Annotated in this window: 26 protein-coding genes; 7 read left to right on the top strand and 19 right to left on the bottom strand. The window is 38.2% G+C overall.

Annotation, left to right across the window (positions count from 1 at the left end):
- Nucleotide 1 precedes the first annotated feature (1 nt).
- On the bottom strand, nt 2–316 hold the full coding sequence (locus tag E7Z78_RS03070; RefSeq protein WP_303723717.1) for an HrpE/YscL family type III secretion apparatus protein: 315 nt from the start codon (nt 314–316) through the stop codon (nt 2–4).
- Nucleotides 317–480: 164 nt separating this feature from the next.
- Nucleotides 481–831, bottom strand: a complete 351-nt coding sequence (locus tag E7Z78_RS03065) for a hypothetical protein (RefSeq protein WP_303723716.1) — start codon at nt 829–831, stop codon at nt 481–483.
- A 64-nt stretch (nt 832–895) separates the two neighbouring features.
- On the opposite strand from E7Z78_RS03065, the gene E7Z78_RS03060 reads away from it, so the two are divergent.
- Nucleotides 896–1,225, top strand: a complete 330-nt coding sequence (locus E7Z78_RS03060) for a hypothetical protein (RefSeq protein WP_303723715.1) — start codon at nt 896–898, stop codon at nt 1,223–1,225.
- On the opposite strand, the gene E7Z78_RS03055 is transcribed toward E7Z78_RS03060, so the two are convergent.
- From E7Z78_RS03055 to E7Z78_RS03005, 11 genes are all read right to left on the bottom strand, one after another.
- On the bottom strand, nt 1,215–1,553 hold the full coding sequence (locus tag E7Z78_RS03055; RefSeq protein ID WP_303723714.1) for a hypothetical protein: 339 nt from the start codon (nt 1,551–1,553) through the stop codon (nt 1,215–1,217). The two genes, E7Z78_RS03060 and E7Z78_RS03055, sit on opposite strands and share 11 nt — an antisense overlap.
- Nucleotide 1,554: 1 nt before the next feature.
- Nucleotides 1,555–2,064, bottom strand: coding sequence for a nitroreductase family protein (locus E7Z78_RS03050; RefSeq protein ID WP_303723713.1), 510 nt, complete (start codon nt 2,062–2,064; stop codon nt 1,555–1,557).
- 1 nt (nt 2,065) lies between these two features.
- A complete protein-coding gene (locus tag E7Z78_RS03045) occupies nt 2,066–2,866 on the bottom strand; it encodes a citryl-CoA lyase (protein WP_303723712.1) in 801 nt (266 codons plus the stop codon).
- A 56-nt stretch (nt 2,867–2,922) separates the two neighbouring features.
- On the bottom strand, nt 2,923–3,795 hold the full coding sequence (locus E7Z78_RS03040; protein WP_303723711.1) for a fumarate hydratase: 873 nt from the start codon (nt 3,793–3,795) through the stop codon (nt 2,923–2,925).
- Nucleotides 3,796–3,799: 4 nt separating this feature from the next.
- Nucleotides 3,800–4,702: a peptidase gene (locus tag E7Z78_RS03035; protein WP_303723710.1), complete on the bottom strand. Its 903-nt coding sequence runs from the start codon at nt 4,700–4,702 to the stop codon at nt 3,800–3,802.
- A gap of 5 nt (nt 4,703–4,707) precedes the next feature.
- A complete protein-coding gene (locus E7Z78_RS03030; RefSeq protein WP_303723709.1) occupies nt 4,708–6,117 on the bottom strand; it encodes an MmgE/PrpD family protein in 1,410 nt (469 codons plus the stop codon).
- Nucleotides 6,118–6,201: 84 nt separating this feature from the next.
- Nucleotides 6,202–6,693: a hypothetical protein gene (locus E7Z78_RS03025; protein WP_303723708.1), complete on the bottom strand. Its 492-nt coding sequence runs from the start codon at nt 6,691–6,693 to the stop codon at nt 6,202–6,204.
- Nucleotides 6,694–7,590 (bottom strand): DUF3100 domain-containing protein, encoded by an 897-nt coding sequence (locus E7Z78_RS03020; RefSeq protein ID WP_303723707.1) that lies wholly within the window; start codon nt 7,588–7,590, stop codon nt 6,694–6,696.
- A gap of 148 nt (nt 7,591–7,738) precedes the next feature.
- Nucleotides 7,739–8,227, bottom strand: a complete 489-nt coding sequence (locus tag E7Z78_RS03015; protein ID WP_303723706.1) for a hypothetical protein — start codon at nt 8,225–8,227, stop codon at nt 7,739–7,741.
- Nucleotides 8,227–9,135 carry a DUF3100 domain-containing protein gene (locus E7Z78_RS03010; protein WP_303723705.1) on the bottom strand — a complete coding sequence of 303 codons (909 nt, stop codon included), beginning with the start codon at nt 9,133–9,135 and terminating at the stop codon, nt 8,227–8,229. The genes E7Z78_RS03015 and E7Z78_RS03010 overlap by 1 nt, the downstream gene beginning before the upstream one ends.
- A 193-nt stretch (nt 9,136–9,328) precedes the next feature.
- The gene (locus E7Z78_RS03005; RefSeq protein WP_303723704.1) at nt 9,329–10,591 is read right to left on the bottom strand and encodes a tRNA(Ile)(2)-agmatinylcytidine synthase; all 1,263 of its coding nucleotides are present in this window, start codon (nt 10,589–10,591) and stop codon (nt 9,329–9,331) included.
- Between the two features lie 59 nt (nt 10,592–10,650).
- Here E7Z78_RS03005 and E7Z78_RS03000 point away from each other — a divergent pair, with 59 nt between their 5' ends.
- A complete protein-coding gene (locus E7Z78_RS03000; RefSeq protein ID WP_303723703.1) occupies nt 10,651–11,586 on the top strand; it encodes a transcriptional regulator in 936 nt (311 codons plus the stop codon).
- A 9-nt stretch (nt 11,587–11,595) separates the two neighbouring features.
- Nucleotides 11,596–11,982 carry a hypothetical protein gene (locus E7Z78_RS02995; protein ID WP_303723702.1) on the top strand — a complete coding sequence of 129 codons (387 nt, stop codon included), beginning with the start codon at nt 11,596–11,598 and terminating at the stop codon, nt 11,980–11,982.
- On the opposite strand, the gene E7Z78_RS02990 is transcribed toward E7Z78_RS02995, so the two are convergent.
- Together E7Z78_RS02990 and E7Z78_RS02985 are read right to left on the bottom strand one after the other, a co-directional pair.
- Nucleotides 11,979–12,773 (bottom strand): hypothetical protein, encoded by a 795-nt coding sequence (locus tag E7Z78_RS02990; RefSeq protein ID WP_303723701.1) that lies wholly within the window; start codon nt 12,771–12,773, stop codon nt 11,979–11,981. The two genes, E7Z78_RS02995 and E7Z78_RS02990, sit on opposite strands and share 4 nt — an antisense overlap.
- Before the next feature lie 5 nt (nt 12,774–12,778).
- Nucleotides 12,779–13,117, bottom strand: coding sequence for a heavy metal-binding domain-containing protein (locus E7Z78_RS02985; protein WP_303723700.1), 339 nt, complete (start codon nt 13,115–13,117; stop codon nt 12,779–12,781).
- Between the two features lie 166 nt (nt 13,118–13,283).
- Between E7Z78_RS02985 and serA the strand changes: the two genes are divergently transcribed.
- Nucleotides 13,284–14,858, top strand: a complete 1,575-nt coding sequence (gene serA, locus E7Z78_RS02980) for a phosphoglycerate dehydrogenase (protein WP_303723699.1) — start codon at nt 13,284–13,286, stop codon at nt 14,856–14,858.
- A gap of 26 nt (nt 14,859–14,884) precedes the next feature.
- Here the strand turns inward: serA and E7Z78_RS02975 are convergent, their stop codons facing one another.
- The 4 genes from E7Z78_RS02975 to E7Z78_RS02960 are packed head-to-tail and all read right to left on the bottom strand — an operon-like array spanning nt 14,885 to nt 17,539.
- Complete coding sequence (locus E7Z78_RS02975; RefSeq protein ID WP_303723698.1) at nt 14,885–15,607, bottom strand: Mov34/MPN/PAD-1 family protein; 723 nt, start codon at nt 15,605–15,607, stop codon at nt 14,885–14,887.
- Nucleotides 15,604–16,317 carry a tRNA(His) guanylyltransferase Thg1 family protein gene (locus tag E7Z78_RS02970; protein ID WP_303723697.1) on the bottom strand — a complete coding sequence of 238 codons (714 nt, stop codon included), beginning with the start codon at nt 16,315–16,317 and terminating at the stop codon, nt 15,604–15,606. Before E7Z78_RS02970 ends, E7Z78_RS02975 begins: the two co-directional genes overlap by 4 nt.
- On the bottom strand, nt 16,317–17,081 hold the full coding sequence (locus tag E7Z78_RS02965; protein ID WP_303723696.1) for an aspartate dehydrogenase: 765 nt from the start codon (nt 17,079–17,081) through the stop codon (nt 16,317–16,319). Before E7Z78_RS02965 ends, E7Z78_RS02970 begins: the two co-directional genes overlap by 1 nt.
- 50 nt (nt 17,082–17,131) lie before the next feature.
- A complete protein-coding gene (locus E7Z78_RS02960; protein WP_303723695.1) occupies nt 17,132–17,539 on the bottom strand; it encodes a PRC-barrel domain-containing protein in 408 nt (135 codons plus the stop codon).
- 156 nt (nt 17,540–17,695) lie between these two features.
- Between E7Z78_RS02960 and E7Z78_RS02955 the strand changes: the two genes are divergently transcribed.
- From E7Z78_RS02955 to E7Z78_RS02945, 3 genes are all read left to right on the top strand, one after another.
- Entirely contained in the window at nt 17,696–18,418 is a 723-nt protein-coding gene (locus E7Z78_RS02955) for a tRNA-binding protein (protein ID WP_303723694.1), read from the top strand.
- A 205-nt stretch (nt 18,419–18,623) separates the two neighbouring features.
- Complete coding sequence (locus E7Z78_RS02950) at nt 18,624–19,016, top strand: hypothetical protein (RefSeq protein WP_303723693.1); 393 nt, start codon at nt 18,624–18,626, stop codon at nt 19,014–19,016.
- A 12-nt stretch (nt 19,017–19,028) separates the two neighbouring features.
- A complete protein-coding gene (locus E7Z78_RS02945) occupies nt 19,029–19,397 on the top strand; it encodes a hypothetical protein (protein WP_303723692.1) in 369 nt (122 codons plus the stop codon).
- Nucleotides 19,398–19,424: the final 27 nt, after the last annotated feature.

The following is a 19,424-nucleotide window of genomic DNA, read 5'->3' as shown; positions in this document are numbered from 1 at the left end:
ACTACAAAATATTTTTGACAATTATAGAAGCAGCTTCATCAACATTTGCCATAGCCTTGTCTTTTAAGGATTTAACCTCCACTTTGGACTGCTCTGCAATAGTTTGTGCTTCTTTTTTAGCTTTATCTTCTGCATCAAAAACAGTATCTTTAGCATCGTCTTCTGCTGCTAGCTTAGCTGTTGAAACAATTTCTTCAGCTTTAACTTTAGATTCAGCGATTAAGTCTTTTGATTGAGACTCTGAATCAATAATGAGTTGTTCAGCATCAGATTCAGCTTTTTTTATCATTGCGATTGCGTCTGATATCTCTGCCATAATTAATCACCATGGTGTACTTATTTTTGTTGTGTAATATATATATCTTTTACTATTCAATTTGATTAGAAGTGGTAAAATTCTAAATAAATTAAAAAAAAGTATTTAAATGATAATAATTACATGAAAAAATTTGATAAAAAAAAGAATAAAAGATAAATAGATTATCTATAGAACCATTTCAATATGCTAGGCGGTAATTTTTGCAAATAAGCAAGGATTGCTATTACAATAATGATTAAACCCACAATTGCAAATTCAATGTTGTACGGATGGGACAATAGCATATACCCGCTGACACCTATGACGATACCTTCAAAGAAGAACACTGCCTTGGTCCAACCTGGGTTGAACAGTATGACAAAGTAGGCAATTGCAATCATAATCAGCACTATTGCGGTAGCCATGACATCATTTGTTACTGGCTGGTGCCTTAGGAATGGAGAGATAGCCCAGACAATCAGCATCAAAGCCAACATTACTCCTAACAATTTAAACATTTTAACGTTTGCCATAATAACACTTAGTCTTTAATCTTGACTTCATAATATTTATATCATTTCATATTAACTACTATACATGGAACGTGCAGTTTGGATTATCTTAAACAAAAACTTTTCACTTACCCTGGACGGTGAAATGGCTGACGGAAAGGTGATTGACAAGAAATTCTCACCTGGCAATGACATATGGACAAATGAGCTTCCTCGCCTTGGATTCAGTGATGAGAAAGTTCAAAAGGATTATGATGAGTTCATTTCAGACATATTCGCATTGTTTTCAGAGCCAAGCGTGGATGAAGTGTTCATCAATGCAAAATTAGGTGAGGAATCAGAGTACCTCAATTGCGAAAATCCGTTATTGATTAGAAAAATAGAAGAGTATAGTGTAGATGAGATTATAGAATAGCTGTTGCCTTATCAAGAATTTCATCCATACTATTGAATTCCAACGGGTTTCCCTCATCATCGACTTTTTCTGTTGTAATCAGCACATTCGGTGAAGCCCATAGAAGGGAATATGCAAGATAAACCACATTAACGAATATTGCCAATGAAAAAAAGAACAGTGCAATCACTAAAATAACTGCATGCACAAGGACATTACCGTATCTTTTTCTTTTCATCAATATGAAATTGTCCTGCTGTTCAATGATTTTAAACTTGTTTTGAGATAACTCCACGGATATATTCTCCATGTCCTTGGAATTATCTGCCGGCAGTACGAATAAAGACATCTTAATCTACATACACTACAAATTCATCCAATTCTTTTCTTGGAGTTTCCCTTGGTTCAGCATTGCCGTAGCCTAAAGGTGTGAACAGTACTGCTTCCTCGTTTTCACCTAGGCCTAGGAATTCATGAGCCTTATATTTTTTGAATGCACCAATGTAGCAGGTTCCAAGGCCAACGTCGGCAGCTGCAAGAATCATATGATCCATTACGATTGTGGCATCGATGTCTGCAATGTTTTTCATGTCCCATGGTCTGGTCCATGCCTCGTTTTTAATTGCAACAACGCATAATACGTAAGGAGCTTCCACAAACCATTTTGCTCCGTAGATTTCAGACAGTTCGTCCTTATGCTTTTTGGTGTCTATGACATATACCTTGAAAGGCTGTGCATTTACGCCTGTAGGTGCTATTGTAGCTGCTTTAAGCACATAATCAAGTTTTTCCTTTTCGACTTCCTTATCCAAGTATCCTCTTACACTGTATCTTTCATTGATTACATCAATAAATTCCATTTTATCTTCCTCCAACGTATTCTATATCATCAAGGTCGCAGAATCTTCTGAATTCTTCCTCATCCATCCTTTCCTCACGAATATGGGCGATTATGCCTGGAACTCTTCCAATGATGAAGACTCCCAATCCTAATTCAGGGTCAAAACCCAAATCAGACAGTATTGCTGCATTTGCACCGTCCACATTCAATCGAATGTTTTTCTTTTCAGCCAGCAAATCCTGAACTGCAAGCGCCAATTTAAGGTGAGGTCCTATAAATCCTTCATTGATGGCAACTTCTATCAATTTATCCGCCCTTGGATCAACCTTGTGATACCTATGGCCAAAACCTGGTATCTTTTTACCCTTAAGGACATATTCCTTGTATATTTCAATGGCCAAACTAGCAATCTGCTTGTTGTCAATGTCCGGATCATCAATCAGATGAGCTGAATTGATTTTGGATTGGTACAGTTCCATGGCCTTTTCAATGGCTCCGGCATGCTTGTGTCCGAATGAGAGCAATGCACCTGCCACAGCGGAATTCATGGGAGAACCTGATGATGCAATCAAACGTGCGGTCTGTGTGCTTGGCGGAGTCACACCATGGTCACAGAATGACACCAGAACATGATTGAATATTCTAGCCTGCTTAACTGTCGGCAATCTTCCTTTTAAAAGCAGAAAAACCATGTCGCTATATCTGATTTTTTCAATCAAATCCCTCTGGTTGTATCCACGGGTTACAATCTTATCCTTCTCAACACGTGAAACAGCAGTTTTTAAAGAACGAGGATTAACCTTAAAATTATTTTCTTGCATTTTCAAAAACCTTTAATCTTGTTAATTAAAAATAATATTAAATTAATATATAAACTTTACAATTCTAAAGTTGCAACGCGAGGCTCAACAAAACAGGACGGCCTGATTGAAACGACCCTGACACCGCTTGCACGCTGATTTCCAATATTGAGATAGCATCCCAACACTGTTGTTTTGCCTCCAAAACCTAACGGACCAATACCTGACTCGTTCAGCCTATTTGTGATTTGCCTTTCATGTGCTGACTGATTGTCAAGGTTTCCGTAGGCAATTGATTTCAATAAGAGTGAAGTGGCCTCGTAATGGGTTCTGCCTATTCCAATTGATGGAATTGACGGTGTGCATCCAAGCATCTTAAGTGAAGATTCAAGCCATTCGCATGCGGTACCTATTACATTTTCAAATGAACGCTTATGATAAACCCTGTAAGTCTTTGACCGTATTTCAGGACCTCCACCTTCAAGTAAAAAATGAATGTTCAAAGTATCCGGGGAAATGTCTCGCTTGTATGTTGACTCGTCATTGACATTATCTATTAGAATTGATGCTGGGCGAAGCATTCCCGGTTTTTCATATAATCCCTTGCTTTGCTCAATCCTTTCAACCTCATCGCCTTTGACGGCCATTGGTCTTGCTGGAAGGTTATTCAAGCCCTGATAAATCCCTTCATGAATCTGGTTTATAAGCTCTCCGGTAATGTGTCTTTCAGACCCAAGTTCTATTATGACATGGGGAATTCCCGTATCGTCACATAATGGGAATTTCTTTTCGCTTGCAACCTGATAATTCTTTAAAATCATCTCCAATGCCCATTTAGCATTTTCATTGCTTTCAGTGGAAATGGCCTGCTTTAAGGCATTATATTTATCGTTAGAAAGAGTTGTTGATGCTTTTATAATTGCATTTGAAACATCATCTAGAATATCCATAAAATCACTCTGGAATTGCCAAATCATCTGATTTTTCAGGTGATGCAACAGCTTCAGGACAGTATTCATCAATCATTCTCTTGACAAGCCTGACCTGCTTGATTCTGGCCACTGCTTCCGCTTCTGTTGTGTCCCAATTGTGATTGGCCGCAACGGATCCTCCGGTTTTCAGATATACAGGACTTGCAACCCGTATGAAATCAGGAACTTCGTAATGTCTAATGAATCCTCCTGTTGATTTTGGGTTTTCAGTATGCAAATCCAGGGACATGTCTGTTGCATTTCTTATTGCTGCTATCATTGGTATTTGCAAGTCACGAACAGGGTTTAATGAATTCAAACCTGTTTTCTCCAGCAGTTTTGCTGAGGCAGGATTTGAATGGCCCGCATGAGCTGATAATTTGAAATATACGTTTTCGGGAATTTCGCCTTCCTCTCTCATTTGGCTTAAGGTCCACAATAGTCCCTCATCATAAAGCAGTATTCCTCGCACTCCCAATCTGCATGCTCTTTTAACATCTTCAATTGCATAAACAAGATTGTCATAGCCCCTTAGGCGATATCCGATTCTGCTTCCCTCTTTTGTATGGACTGTTGCGGAAGTGTCATAGGTTGCCCTTGGACCAACGGACAGGAATAGTTCGCAGCCATAATCCTTGGCCAGACTAACCATTTCGCTTATTTCCTCATCTGTCAACATCATTATTCCCTTTGTCTGTGTTACGCGATGAATGAAAATGTTATTCTGCTTGGAGGCATCCAATAATGCTTTCATTGTTTTTGGAGATTGGATTCCCGGAACCTCAAATCTGTATTGTCCTCCATCGCCAAATCTTTTGGGAGATACATATTCCTTGGAGGTATCCTCAATGCCCAATTTCTTTAGGAATTTCTTTGTGTTTTCCATAATATCTACTCATTTAATTTTCGAACCACATAACTCATAGAATACTCTTCTAAAGAGTCTATTACCGTAAGGTTATTGATATCGTAGTGTGGATTCAATCCCTTGAACTTTTCGATTAAATCCCTCAATTCAAATGGGTTTTCAAAGTCTCCCTGAGGAAGCAGTGTGAGGTTTTGAAATACCCCATTTCTAAATGTCTTATCCAATCTTATAATCACGTTGGAAGGCCTTTTGTCAGGATATAATTCATTTAACTTGTCGTCTGTGACAATTATCATGTTGTTCACAAGGTTCTTGATGCTATTCACCTTATCCACTGTCGAATAGTTCTCAAGAAGACCGAATTCAATCAATTGATTAATCTCATCGACACTGACCTCTCCAACCACCAGAGAGATTGCAACGGCATAAGGCAGGCTTTGCTTCAATTCCTCCAGGTTTTTTGGATGGTAATTGTCATGTTCGGCGGCAACGGAGTATGTCTTGACCGCCACATTTTCAATGTGATTGTATTCATCACCTATGCTTGCCTTCAGCTTCAGTGCAGTGTCTATTGAAGAGTGCAGATGTCTGCAGAACGGATATTTCTTAAAGTAAATGTCCCTTACCCTTACCTTGCCAACGTCTTTCAGGACGTTTTCGACTGAGAAGTCCTCTACCTTGTAGTCTGTATTGTCAAGAACCATTGCTTTTAGAAATCCTTCCTTACCTTCAAAGATGCTTTCACTTCCTGTAAAGCCATTTCTTGCAAGGTATGCTGATAAGATGCCGTTGTATGCAGCCTTTCCTGCATGCAGAGATTTGCCCATAGATCCGCCATGGTCTGATTCCAAAAGACCTGCAGCCTGGGTTCCGCATAATCCCAAAGCGTTTAGAATCTGATTCTCATCAAGTTGCAATAATTTTGATGCCACTGTTCCGGCTATAAAAGTTCCGATTGTTCCGGTTGTGTGGAATCCCTTATTCCTGTGCTCCGGATTGACGATTTTTCCAAGAAGAATTCCCACTTCATAGCCTACAATGACTCCTTCGAGAAATTCCCTACCGCTTAGGTTATATGCTTCTGCTATGGCAAGGGCTGTTGGAAATATTACTGCACCCAAATGAATCTGAGCACCCCTGTGACCGTCATCCAATTCCAATACATGTGCTGCAACACCGTTGACGAATCCTGCACTAAGCACGTCTGTTTTGAACTTGGTTCCGATAACTGATGCCTTCAGGTTCTGGTCGGGGATTTTTGAAAATATTTCATCGATGGTGTATAAGGCTATTTGAGGAGCCGCTTCATTAACTCCACGGTAAGTGACGCCTAAAAAATCAAGTAAGGCTGCCTTTACAGTGGTTATGGACTCTACTGTTGCCTGTTCATAGCGATAGTTTGAAATAAATTTTGAAATATTTTGCAAAAACATAAAACACCTACTAATAGTATATGTCAAAGGTAGTATTAAAATAGTTAAGTTATCAGCCAAAACAATATTGCATGTTTAGCTGAATTACACTGCAGGAACGCCGGTTAAAACCAATACGATGTGCGCTACGATAGCTGCACCATAATAGGTTGCTGCAATGACAAGAACGGTTATTACAACTGCTCTCCAACCTAATGCCTTGAATTCATCCCAACTTTTACCCATTCCAATACCGACATATGCTAAAAATACGGTCACTATGGATAAAAGCTCCACTTGGGATACGTAATGCAATACAAAATTAGAGGTAGGCATGCCTGGGAAAGCCAGTATGATACCGATTACGCTGATATATAGAATTGAGGATATGTTCAAAGGCAGGTATCTTTCCATCCAGACCCCTGCAAGGGTTATGATTGAAAGTATCGCCATTCCCACTAATGAACCTTCCATAGGATGATGATAACCCAAGTAATTTCCGATTACTGTAATGAGTGAAAAGATTATCAACAGTAAAATCCAATTGAAAATACCGTGAACAGTAACGTTTTCGGATCCGTCAATTAATTCTGGCATCTATTCATCCTCCTTTTTATCAGGTATTATGGAATCCCTTCCGATTCTCGGTTCCAGTATGTTGTATATTTTTTCTGTCAATGGAAGTGCAACGAATATTACTATATATATTCCAACACAGAATGATAATAAGTTACTGAATCCTGCAAACGCCTCAATTTGGGTTTCCATTCCAGGAAATGCCGCAAGGGTCGGTCCGATAGCGGCAGCATTCATACTTGCACTTCCCACACCGCTTGCCATCGCAAATGCGTATGGGTGCAGTGGAAGGAATGACAAGGACAATGTCACAAGGAAACTGATGAATATTGTACCGATAACAGTACCGATAATGAATATTGCAAACACTCCTCTTGATTCAGGAGAATTGAAACCATATTTATCAACAACAACAGCAACGTTCGGTTCACGACCAATTGAATTTGTCATACCGATTGCTTCCTTTTTAAATCCTAAAAGCAATGCTATTGGAAGAACAAGAATTGTTGCCAAGTGTCCTAATTCTTGCAATATTAGCGCAGGACCCATTTCAAAAATTAAACTGATTGATTGACCACTTGAAACTGCCAATTTAGCGATTAGAACGCCAATGAAAAGCATCATTGCACCTTCAGCAATACGTGCCTGCTTTCTTTGAATCCATTTGATCGGTTTGGCCAAATAAAAAACAAGACCCAGTATGATAGTGTAAATCAATGGCATGATTGTTATTGCAACATCCTTAGTGATTGGAATGCTGATTGTACCAATCAATTCCGCAATAACAACTAAAATTAGAACAGTGATGTGTAGACGATAGTCTCTCCACGGATTTTTCTTTAAAATACGCTTATCCGTTTTTTCCCTATATAAATGTTCAACATGACCATCAAGCTTTCCATCCGGAATAATAACCACCTAACTAGTTTCAGTAGTATATCAAAATTTATAATACTATATATTATTTTCAAATAACCTATTATATAAATTAATAACATTGAAATCTTAAAAATTCACATAAGATGAACTAAAATAGCAGTTAATATTCCTAAAATATGAAAAAAAGTTATACTGGAACACCAGTCATAACCAAAACGATATGGGCAACAATAGCCGCTCCGAAATAAGTGGACGCAATAACCAGCATAGTGATGATGACCGCCCTTGGACCGAGCGCTTTGAACTCATTCCAACTTTTACCCATCCCAATTCCCACATAAGCCAGAAATACGGTTACAATGGATAGGAGCTCTATTTTGGACACGTAATATGAAACAAATTCAGAAGTCGGCATTCCCGGAAATGCCAGAGCAATACCGATTACACTGATATATAGAATTGAGGATATGTTCAAAGGCAAGTATCTTTCCATCCACACTCCTGCAAGAGTAATCAGGGACAGTATTCCAATCCCGATAAGGGAATCAGTCATGGGATGCTTATATCCTATATAATTGCCTATGACAGTGATGATAGAAAATATTGTCAGAAGCAATATCCAATTGAAAACACCGTGAACAGTTACATTTCCTGAATTGTCGATAATTTCAACCATTATTCATCCCCCTCATCAATGATGGCATCCCTTCCGATCTTAGGCTCCAGCCAATAGTATAATTTTTCAGTCAATGGCAATGCAATGAATATTACAATGTAGATTCCAATTGAAAAGGACAGGAGATTACTGAAACCTGCAAATGCCTCGATTTGAGTCTCCAAATGAGGAAATGCCGCAAGGGTCGGTCCAAGGGATGCAGCATTCATACTTGCACTTCCCACACCGCTTGCCATTGCGAAAGCAAATGGATGGAGAGGTAGGACTGAAACGGAAATGCTTGTTAGGAAACTGATAAACACGGTTCCGATAATGGTTCCCACAATGAACAATGCGAAAATTCCCCTTGATTCTGGAGAGTTGAAACCGTACCTGTCAACAACAACCGCCACTTCGGGTTCACGACCAATGGAATTGGTCATACCAATAGCTTCCCTTTTGAATCCTAAAAGCAAAGCTGTAGGAAGAGCTATTAGAATTGTTGCAAGGTGTCCCAATTCCTGAAGCATCAATGCAGGACCCATTTCCAGCAATAGGTGAATGGACTGTCCACTTGATACGGCCAATTTTGCAATTAAAACACCAATGAAAAGCATCATTGCCCCTTCAGCAATACGTGCCTGCTTTCTTTGAATCCATTTGATCGGTTTGGCCAGGTAAAAGATAAGGCCCAGAACCATTGTGTAAAGCAAAGGCATTATTGATACCTCTACGCCTTTCACCAGTACAATTTCAATAGGTCCAATGGACATTGCAATAATTGATAGAACAAGAACAGTCAAATGCAATCCATAATCCTTCCATGGATTTTTCTTTAAAATACGCTTATCAGTCTTTTCACGATATGGGTGATTTATATCCGTCGTCAAATTATCATCATTAGTAATAATACCCTCTCCATCCACCATATAGAATGAACTTAATTATTTTAATCTATCCAAAAGGTAGTATATAAATTGATATGATTTAATTCTCAAAAGTTCTAATTTCATGAAAAAAAATGAGGTAAATTGAGAATTTATTTCCTAAAAAGTGAACTAATTATTTTTTATTAGAATAGCTTAAATTGAAAAATAAAAAATAAAAAATAAGATTATAATATTAAAACATTCTACAAAGTGGTTTTGAAAGATGTCTCCTTGCAGAAACGGGTGTTTCATAAAATTGAGCATTTTTTAATGAACGTGAAATTATAATAGGAACTTTTTTATCACTTTCAATTCTTCTTCCACACTTCTTGCATTTAAAACCCTTATTCTTTCCGGCAGAAGTCATTCTCTTTCCACATTCGCAAATCGGATTTTGATACTCGACATCATTCAATTCAATGACCTGGAATTTCTCAATATTGAAAGTGTTTTGCTCCCCTATACCACCGTAAACCCTTATGACATCTCCAGGACGCAGATGGGAAACGGTTTTCCTGAAATTCTTTGTAGGTTCATATGCTCCGCATTCAATCTCACCGGACTCGTCAAAGATATAGAAGAACATGTGCCCTCCGTCAATGATTGTAGGCCTGTTTTTTACAGTGCCGACCACTTCATAACATCCGAACTGTTTCATGGAACTGATATTATCTGTCTTTTGGATGTGCATGTCGGTATGCTGGTTTGTCTTGAATATGCACCAGTCATCAATCGCTTCACCCACCTTAACGATACTTTTGGCCTTTTGCAATGCTTCAGGAGCGTTTGATCTGATTCCATACAGTACAGGGCATGGTGTTTTAGGTTCAATGGCAATGTAGTCCTCTGAATAGTCAATGTTTTCAAATGTGTCGGGGAATGTCTCCTTGTCCATTTCATAAACGGAATCGTAATCGATTTTTCTTGGGGTTCCAAAGTTTTCAGGTGCCCTATACGCTAAAAGCTCATAGGTGTAATCGGCCAATGGAAGGCTGATAGCCGCAATTGATCCGATGATGCCCCTTCCCTTCTTGAACTTATGTATTTCACAGCCAACGGATTTGCCGAATTTTTCTGCCTCACCTATTGTTATGAATTCATAGATTGCCCTGAAAGCATAATCCTGCATCTCCCTTGTGATTTCACCTTCATAGAAAATCACTCCAGGATTTGTATTGTCGCAGTCAAACATGGAGAGCTTTTCAACTTCAGACAAGACTATACTTTTAGCTAATCCTGCCTTATCATCATTAGGTATCTTTAATGCAACACCACCATTGCCTCGTGTTTTGAAGCGGGCAAATGGATTCAGCCTTATCAGTCTTGGATAACCAACCAATTCAATGCCGTTATCCTCGAACTTGTTGATAATCTGGCTTGCAAGATATGTAGTGCACATTCCGTCAGGGGAATCAGTGTCATCAATTCCAATATGTAAATACTTAATTATAATCACCTTACTAAAATATATTAATTGTAAGACAATAAATAGTTTAAATGAAGAGGTATTGAAAAATGTTAACTCGAAGCCAAATGCTGCACAATATTGAGAATCTATTGACATCACAGGGCTTTAAAACCTCTGACATTTATGACCAGGGTTCTTTCGATATTGTGGCTAGGAAAAATCTGTTGATTCTACTTTTAAAAACCTTTATAAACATTGACAGCATCAACGAGCATAACGCTCATGAGATGAAACAGTTGGCCAACATATTCCTGGCTTCACCCATCATAATCGGTGAAAAGTCAAGGAACGGCCTTTTAGAGGAAGGCGTGATTTATGAGAGGTATGACATTCCTGCAATAGGCTTTGAAACCCTGAAAAACATGATTTTATACAATGAATATCCTGAAATATTGGCAGACCGTGGTGGATACTTCGTTAAAATCGATGGAAATGTCATTAAGCAATACCGTGAAGAGTATTCAATGTCACTTAAGGATCTGGCCAGTCTCGCCCATGTTTCACGTGCAACAATGTACAAGTACGAAAACGGAATCGTGAGGGCGAACACCGAAACCGCAATGATTCTTGAGGAGATACTCAATACAAAGGTGACATTGGACATTGACCTATTAAAACAGCCACAGCAAAAGGAAGAAATCAAATTCTCCGATGACGTTAACGACTTATCCAAACTTGGATATGGAGTATTGTCAACAAATAAAAGTCCTTTTGATGCAGTGGCTAAAATGAAAAGTTCCGACAAGGATTCCCCATTGATGGCGAATGTTGAAAAGAACAGAAACGAAAAAACCCTGAAAAGAATGGCAATACCCCTTAAGGACTTGTCAATGGTTACAACCTCAGAACCTGTTTTCATCATCAACAATGACAAGATCAAGGAGTCAATCGGCACAGTGCCGGTCATCAAGTCATGGGAATTGAAAGAGTTTGAAAACTCAAAAGAATTACTTAAAATGATTAGAGAGAGAAAGGAAAACTAGTGTGATAACATGGAAAACTTGAATATTACAAATATGGAAAATTATCCATTGAAATGGGTTTGCAATTTCAAAGGCCAAAGGGCTATTGGAATCTGTGGAAAAACCCAAAAAATAGCAATGTTTGCATCAGACGAAAGGGTATCAAAACTTCTTAATGATATTGTAATCGGTACCGATCCAGAACAGGAAGGATACGGCTGTGAAGAAAAGGAAAGATGTTGCAACTTCGAATGCGAATATTGTGAGATTTCACCTAGGCAATACCTTCAGATTACCGGTAAAAAGCCATCAAACAAAAACATTAAGGATTTAATCAACGGACTGGCTGACTTGAACAATTCATTGGAAGAAGACAGCCATGTGCCATTTGAAGAGTATGAAGTGATAAACCTCTAATACTCTTTTAACAGCTCGAAATCCTCACGGGCTTCCTCAACCTTAGCCACACCAATTGCTATTGCATCCACATAATCCACATTTTTAAAGAATGTGAATGCTTCCTTAGGTTTCAATACACCTGCAGCCAAGGCTCTGGTAGCTATCACTTTTTTATCCAATGCAAGCAACCTGTCAACGAATTCCTGTCTTTGGGCCGCATTGAATGCATTGATGTCCATCATATAGGACAAGCTGTTCAACGGTATCATGTAAAAGTCAAAGAGATTCATGTCAATGTTGTCTGCAAGCAAGTCTGTTGTTCTTGACGGGAACGCCGTTACCAATCCTGAAAGGGATCCTGTATCATTGATGCGGTTTAAAATTTTGCTTGTAAGTCTCCAGTCATATGCATCGGTTATGAACTCGTCAACAAGCATTAGCGGACAGTCATAAGTGGAAAACAATTCAATGTCCTCATCCCAGTCCACTTCCTTTGCTACCTCATAGTTAGGATTCAAGTAATCAACATCGCTTTTTCCGATTGTTGCGATTACCTTCATCTCACATCCCGCATCAGCCGCAAGGTCATATGCCTTGAGAATATGGTCATCGTTTACAAGGTTGATTGCCCTGACGCCCTGCTCATATGATTCTATAATGACTTCAGCCATGTTTTGAGGGTCATTATATAAGTCATCCAGGTAGAGCCTTGACCTGTGGCCGTAATACAGTTCCGCCATGAACGGACCATATCCAAGTATTGTTTGAGGTATCTCTTTACATTTATATTTCAAATCCTCAAAAAACATTGTATCTACTCTTTTTCAACTACTACAGCAGTTCCGTAAACCAAAATTTCCTGCATTACATCAGAAATTTCATTTGAATCGAATCTGATGGCAACAATTCCGTTGGCACCCAATTCCTTGGCATGAGCGATTGCCCTGTGCAATGCCTCTTCCCTTGACTCTTCCATCATCTTAACGTATTGGGTGATTTCTCCACCAAAAAGGGACTTGATGCCTGCACCTATTTGGCCCCCTGCACCTCTGCTTCTGACGGTTAAACCGTAAATGAACCCTTTGGTTTCCACAATCCTGAATCCTGGAATGTCATTTGCTGTTGAAATTGGAAATTCCTCTACTGATACCATTTTATCACCAATTTAAATTTATGATTGAATGCCATTAAAATATTTTTTCAAAAAAGAAGAGCGTTCAAAAAATTACTGTAAAATGTAACATCTTTTAAATATAATAAAATACATAATTTTAATTAATATTTATTATTAAATATATTCGAAAAATTATGGTGAAAATATGAAAGTACTTATCGCTGATGCTATTAACGAAAAAGGTATTGAAAATTTAAAGGAAGTAGCTGAAGTCGTTGTAGACACCACTATCACTCCTGAAGAATTGGCAAATACCATCCATGAATACAATGGAATTATTGTAAGAAGCCGGACAAAATTAACCGCAGACATCATTGAAAAAGCTGACAATCTGCAGATTATTGCAAGAGCAGGTGTTGGAGTTGACAACATTGACCTTGACGCTGCAACCGAAAAAGGTATCATGGTTGTAAACTCACCGGAATCCACCTCTGTCACTGTGGCTGAACACACCATGGGTTTAATCTTAAGCATGGCCCGTAAAATATCCATTGCTGATAAATCTGTTAAAGAAGGCAAATGGGAGAAAAAACAATTTATGGGTGTTGAACTCAGAAACAAAACTCTTGGCGTAATCGGTATGGGAAGAATCGGTTCACAAGTGGTTAACAGATGCAAAGCATTTGGAATGGATGCAATGGCATACGACCCTTACCTTCCTGAAGAAGTCGCAAAACAGATGGGCGTTGACTTGACTGATCTTGACACCGTGCTTAAAAACTCCGATTTCATTACAATCCACGTGCCTCTCACACCTGAAACCAAACATTCAATCTCAACTGAACAGTTTGACCTTATGAAAGACACAGCATACATTGTAAACTGTGCCCGTGGTGGAATCATTGATGAGGACGCATTATACGATGCATTAGTGAACAATAAAATCGGTGGTGCCGCATTAGATGTATACGAAGAGGAACCACCAGCACAAGACTCAAAATTATTCGAATTAGACAATATCGTTTTAACCCCTCACATTGCAGCTTCAACAAAAGAAGCTCAAAGGGATGCCGCAATTATCGTAGCTGATGAAATCATCGATCTTGCTAAAGGAAACAATCCTAAAAACGTATTGAACATGCCACGTATCGACAACAATACCTACCAGGAATTAGCTCCATACATGGAATTATGTGAAAAATTAGGTAGTTTCATCTCCCAAGCTGTAAACGGTAAAATCCAAGAAATCGAAATCGTCTACAGTGGGGAATTAGCAGAAATAGACAACCTTGAAATTTTAACCAGAACAGTTATCCAAGGCGCTGTCAACCCATTCTTAAGCTCACCAGTAAATGCAGTTAACGCAGCTCTTGTTGCAAAAGACAGAGGAATCAGCATTACTGAAGGCAGAAAAGACAACGCAAAAGGATACGATTCATTGATTAAAGTTATTGCAAAAAGTGAAAAGGACACCTTCTCAGCTGAAGGTACTCACCTGCACGAAGCAAGAATCCTAAAAGTAAACGGTTACTGGGTGGATGTTATTCCTGAAGGACATATGTTCATTGCAAAATATGAAGATGTCCCTGGAAGCATCGGTAAAATCGGAACAAAATTAGGAGAACATGGCGTCAACATTGGAATCATGCAAGTTGGAAGAGATGAAAAAGGTGGAAGAGCCATCATGGTTCTAACTTTAGATAAAGAAATTCCAAAAGACGTTATTAAAGAAATCCAAGCTTTAGATAATGTTTATGAAGCTATTGGATTAGAATTATAAAAAACAATTTTCACCATAATTGTTTTTTATTTTTTACTTATTTTTTTAACACTGCCATCCGGATTCAACTCAATTCTAATGACCTTCTGCTGAGGCATTTGAGTGTTTGATATGATATTGACCTGATTAGGAATCTGAGTGTTTGAAATTACTCTTGGCTGGTGTTGGCGTTCATATTCACCATAACGGTCAACGCGTTCCTCATCAAGTGTCTGGAAGAATTCATCATCATCCTCATCGAAAAATCCTGGCTTGAACTCATCATCATCGGTTACAACATCATTTTCATCGAAAAAATCATCAGGGTTATTCTCATTAAGATAGGAATAGTCACCGATTGTGTAGGGCATATGATCGCCGTAACGGTCATAGGATTTGAAAGTTTCAAGGGAATACGGAAGACAAACAATCATGTGGAAATACCCGTTTTTTGAAAATGTCTTCAAGTCGGCACTGGATGGGCTTGCACTTGGTCCTGGGTGTGAGTGGACGGAGCCCATGTATTTTGTGTTCATCGGAAGCAGTTCTGTGTGAACGACAGCACCTGTTTCACAGGTTTCTCCCGGAAGAAATATCAAACCTGTAATGTAGAGTATCTTGTCCTTTATCTCACCGTCAAAGAATGCTAGAAACTCGTTAGGATATGATTTTTTTGAATAGTATATTACGGATTCAAGAACTTCACGGTCGACTCGAACCTCGCTGAACTCCTCATCATTTTTATTAAACAATTTTGAAATGAAACTCATTCTATCTCCTCAAAGAATTCATCGCTGAATTTTGGAAGTTCCCAGTCAGTGTAGACATAGCTTCTGTATGATGTCTGGTTTCTGTTTTCTTTCTTATTGAAACCCACTACTTTTTTCTGTTTCCTATATATTCCTATTCCTCTTTTTTTATAGGTCTCAACATCATTCAAGTTAATGCCATCATTGAACAATAATTCGTGCACCTCATTTAGTTTCATGCCTTTTATTATATCATTTGCCTGAGAATTTGAATACTTGGATTTGAGGTGGGAAATTCCATGGGAATTGACGCAGTTCCTCCAGGACTCATCCTGCCTCCATCTGAAATATTTAAGTATATCCTCATCAGAAACTGGAATGATTCTTGAGTCGAATGCAGGGGGCTTTTTAAAATCAGCATCATAGTGCATCACAAAGGAACTGGATGCAAAACTGGCAATTACTGAATTTATCTTTTCAACCCTGCCGTCAAAAGGAATATTTTCTAAAAGTAAGCTTATCTCATCAGAGAAAGTGTAAACAAAACTTGCTGAAAACTCGTTGAACAAGTCATTGCACACATCAGCCATGACCCTGTAGAAATTCTCATCATAGGGCTTTGTCAATTTCAAATCACTTGCCAGCTTATGAAAACTTCTTCCATCTAGGCGAACGATGATTTTTGAGTTTTTCGGAACCTTCAAAGATGAATAAACTTCGTAATCCTTCATTACATACCCACACAAATTGTCTCATTGAAACTTTTAAGCAATCTTATTGCTGAAAGTGCTGCCAACATGCTTGTTTTCGGATTGGCTGCACACGGATAGTTCATGGTGGTTGTTTTAAATTCACCAAAGTCTCCCTTGGCAGTTATCTCATGGACATTCCTGTCAACTTTCGGGTCCACGATAATCTTAACGTCAATATCTCTTTGACATGCAATGCTTATGGTTGCTGCAACATTAATGTTCAATGGGAATTCCTTTACCGCATCTGATGCCTTGCCCTCAAACAACACTTCTTCAGTGTCAATTTCCTTTCCAAGGGATTTCGGTGATTTTCTTGTAACAAGATTCACTTCCTTAAGACCGAATTTTGCCACTGCCTTGATTCCATCCAAACCGACGATGGCTCCTGATGGAAGGTGTATTTTTGCATTGTTCTCCTTTGCAAGTTTTTCCATTTCATAATAGAAGTCCATGTCCATGAATGCACCGATGCTCATCACAATCATGTCGCATCCATTCCCTAAAACCTTTGGAGCATATTCCTTTACGGAAGCGGGAGCAGCACATTCCAGAATCAAGTCCACATTGCCCAACATGTCATCAAAGTCAAGCACCGCCACTCCTCCGGCTAAGCTTGCCAGATTTTCTGCCCTTTCAATATCCTTATCGAAAAAGTATGCTATATCGATTTCATTTTGTTCTTGAACAATACTTGTTGTAATAATATTAGCAATGGCTCCACAGCCTATAATACCTACTTTCATAGTATCACGCGAAAAAAAGTTATTAAAAAAAAGAATTAAAGAAAGATTGCTTATAATCTTTCTGCATCAAACTGACTTTGAGTTTCAACTTGTGGTTGTTGTGGGGTTTCTGGTTTTGGAGTTGTCACTTCAGGGATTTGTGGTTCAGGATTTACTTTTTTAATATCCCTAGGGTTGATTAACATTATGTCTCCAATAGCTTGAACCTTGTCAAAGTCGACGGTCAACAAGTCGCTTTGGAAGGATCTCATTTCATTTTCTTCTGGAGTTTCCCCACGAAGCATGCCCATGAATGATCTTGAAAGGCCTGCTGGTTTTGGTTGTTGCTCAATAGCCCTTACTTGTAATTTTGAAATAGTTCCTAACCTGATGTTAAGAATAACATCTTCTACACGACCAACATAATGTCCTGTGTTGGTATAAATATCTAAACTGCGTAATTTTGAAACTTCTACCATGATTACACCACATAATTATTAAATAAATATGTATAAATTTATTTTATTGTTAATATAAATACTTTATGTTTTTAAACTTTAAAAATGCCTTATTTTGCAAAAAACTTATTAAATTATAAAGTTAAAATATAATTTAGACTTAAAAGAGGACTTTAAATGTGGGATACAACAAAAGATTATAGAATTTTAGTGGCAAGCAAGGCAAGAGAAAATTACCTAAACCTCATTCCAACAGCCTCATTCAGAGGAAGCTGGAACAAAAAGCAGGCAGTTGATATGGGAAAACAGATGAACAGTGATTTCCAATCATTGACCTATTCATACCTTGAGGGAGACGAACTGGTAAACTCTCCGGACGTTGCTGCATTAAAAGAGAAAGCTGAAAAAATTATTGAATATTTGGGTGGAGACGACTGGAACAAGAAGTTCCTTAACAACGCTCCAAAGGAAGACAGGGAAAAGACCCAGGAAAACATTGCAAAAGTGAGATTCTTCCTTGATACAATCATCGGACTTAAAGACCGTTTGGCACTTGGACCGATAAACGATCCTATTATGGGCGTCGACATCAAGGTCGGAGAAGTTATGAGCGTTACCAAACACCCTAAAAATGACAATCTGATGCTTTGTAACGTCAATCTTGGAAAAAGGGCAATAACAGTTGTCACCAATGACTTGAACGTTAAGGACGACAACAGGGTTGGAGTGTCACTGCTTCCTCCACAGGCATTCAGCGACATTGTCAGTGAAGGAATGTTTCTGGGAATGAACGGAAGCATTCTTAAGGACGTTGAAGGCGAGCTTGGAGCAATGCCTAAGGGAATTCCAATGGAATCACTGAATGAAACACGTAATCTTGTTGAAAACTATTTGAAATAGATTTAACCACATTAACCAACCTCACCATTACAAAAAAATTATGCAACCAAAGCAATATTGATTTGAGCGGATACATACTTTTTTAAATGATGCAGTTCATAACATACTTTAATCAGGAAAATACTGAAAAATATATTTCATATGTATCAAAATTCCAATATTCATAGAATAAAATGTGATTGGAACAATATTGCAAGGTGAAAAAATGTATGATTTCAAGGAATTTTATGGAATCGGCGAAGAATTAAGCCAAACAAATGATGAAGCACACATCAGATCTGCAATCAATAGAGATTATTATGCACTGTTCGGGGAATCTCGAAAATATCTGGTGGAAGTTCGTGGAAAGAAATATTTGACAACCAGGAATGGAGTCCACACAAAAGTGTGTAATGCATTGAGATTTTCAAAGGACCCAAGTGAAAAATATGTTGGAGACATTTTATTTAATCTGAAAAAAGTTAGAGGACATGCAGATTATGATTGGAATGAAAAAAATATTGATTATTTCAAAAAATCATTATTTCAAACCCGAAATGATGTTCAAAACGGATTGGAATCATTGGAATACCTGAATAGAAAATATGCCAATACTTAAGGAGATTGAATTATGACACATAATAACAGTTTATTTGAAAAAAATTTTTCCAGATTAACCGAATTCTATGAATTGAAAAACCCTAAAAAAATTCATGATTTTATTAAAATGCATGAAAACCTACTGGAACTTCTTGATGAGGCAAAACCTTATCTATTAGAAACATTTCCACAAGGGGAATTCGAACTAGAAATGTACTGTGATTTAAGTGGTGAAGAAGACCATTCACTGCTGGTAAATATTCATGTTGATGATGAAACATTCAACAATGGATTCATGCACAAAATCCACCACGTTAATATGAAAATCCTCCCTATTCAAAAAAAGCTCAATATCTTCTCTGAATTTGGTTTGATGCCTGGAGTGAGGAATCAATGTTGAAAAGTGAGGATTCCCACTTCCAACAAT

This window comes from Methanobrevibacter thaueri, from assembly GCF_015062915.1.
GTDB classification, from domain to species: Archaea; Methanobacteriota; Methanobacteria; order Methanobacteriales; family Methanobacteriaceae; genus Methanocatella; species Methanocatella thaueri_B.
The sequence above is the reverse complement of the archived record's forward strand: the minus strand, read 5'-3'. Positions and strand labels throughout refer to the sequence as shown.

Bases quoted from the DNA above. Each gene is read 5' to 3' on its own strand.
- E7Z78_RS03070 (WP_303723717.1), bottom strand. From the start codon at position 316: ATGGCAGAGATATCAGACGCAATCGCAATGATAAAAAAAGCTGAATCT.
- E7Z78_RS03065 (WP_303723716.1), bottom strand. From the start codon at position 831: ATGGCAAACGTTAAAATGTTTAAATTGTTAGGAGTAATGTTGGCTTTG.
- E7Z78_RS03060 (WP_303723715.1), top strand. From the start codon at position 896: ATGGAACGTGCAGTTTGGATTATCTTAAACAAAAACTTTTCACTTACC.
- E7Z78_RS03055 (WP_303723714.1), bottom strand. From the start codon at position 1,553: ATGTCTTTATTCGTACTGCCGGCAGATAATTCCAAGGACATGGAGAAT.
- E7Z78_RS03050 (WP_303723713.1), bottom strand. From the start codon at position 2,064: ATGGAATTTATTGATGTAATCAATGAAAGATACAGTGTAAGAGGATAC.
- E7Z78_RS03045 (WP_303723712.1), bottom strand. From the start codon at position 2,866: ATGCAAGAAAATAATTTTAAGGTTAATCCTCGTTCTTTAAAAACTGCT.
- E7Z78_RS03040 (WP_303723711.1), bottom strand. From the start codon at position 3,795: ATGGATATTCTAGATGATGTTTCAAATGCAATTATAAAAGCATCAACA.
- E7Z78_RS03035 (WP_303723710.1), bottom strand. From the start codon at position 4,702: ATGGAAAACACAAAGAAATTCCTAAAGAAATTGGGCATTGAGGATACC.
- E7Z78_RS03030 (WP_303723709.1), bottom strand. From the start codon at position 6,117: ATGTTTTTGCAAAATATTTCAAAATTTATTTCAAACTATCGCTATGAA.
- E7Z78_RS03025 (WP_303723708.1), bottom strand. From the start codon at position 6,693: ATGCCAGAATTAATTGACGGATCCGAAAACGTTACTGTTCACGGTATT.
- E7Z78_RS03015 (WP_303723706.1), bottom strand. From the start codon at position 8,227: ATGGTTGAAATTATCGACAATTCAGGAAATGTAACTGTTCACGGTGTT.
- E7Z78_RS03010 (WP_303723705.1), bottom strand. From the start codon at position 9,135: ATGGTGGATGGAGAGGGTATTATTACTAATGATGATAATTTGACGACG.
- E7Z78_RS03000 (WP_303723703.1), top strand. From the start codon at position 10,651: ATGTTAACTCGAAGCCAAATGCTGCACAATATTGAGAATCTATTGACA.
- E7Z78_RS02995 (WP_303723702.1), top strand. From the start codon at position 11,596: ATGGAAAACTTGAATATTACAAATATGGAAAATTATCCATTGAAATGG.
- E7Z78_RS02990 (WP_303723701.1), bottom strand. From the start codon at position 12,773: ATGTTTTTTGAGGATTTGAAATATAAATGTAAAGAGATACCTCAAACA.
- E7Z78_RS02985 (WP_303723700.1), bottom strand. From the start codon at position 13,117: ATGGTATCAGTAGAGGAATTTCCAATTTCAACAGCAAATGACATTCCA.
- serA (WP_303723699.1), top strand. From the start codon at position 13,284: ATGAAAGTACTTATCGCTGATGCTATTAACGAAAAAGGTATTGAAAAT.
- E7Z78_RS02975 (WP_303723698.1), bottom strand. From the start codon at position 15,607: ATGAGTTTCATTTCAAAATTGTTTAATAAAAATGATGAGGAGTTCAGC.
- E7Z78_RS02970 (WP_303723697.1), bottom strand. From the start codon at position 16,317: ATGAAGGATTACGAAGTTTATTCATCTTTGAAGGTTCCGAAAAACTCA.
- E7Z78_RS02965 (WP_303723696.1), bottom strand. From the start codon at position 17,081: ATGAAAGTAGGTATTATAGGCTGTGGAGCCATTGCTAATATTATTACA.
- E7Z78_RS02960 (WP_303723695.1), bottom strand. From the start codon at position 17,539: ATGGTAGAAGTTTCAAAATTACGCAGTTTAGATATTTATACCAACACA.
- E7Z78_RS02955 (WP_303723694.1), top strand. From the start codon at position 17,696: ATGTGGGATACAACAAAAGATTATAGAATTTTAGTGGCAAGCAAGGCA.
- E7Z78_RS02950 (WP_303723693.1), top strand. From the start codon at position 18,624: ATGTATGATTTCAAGGAATTTTATGGAATCGGCGAAGAATTAAGCCAA.
- E7Z78_RS02945 (WP_303723692.1), top strand. From the start codon at position 19,029: ATGACACATAATAACAGTTTATTTGAAAAAAATTTTTCCAGATTAACC.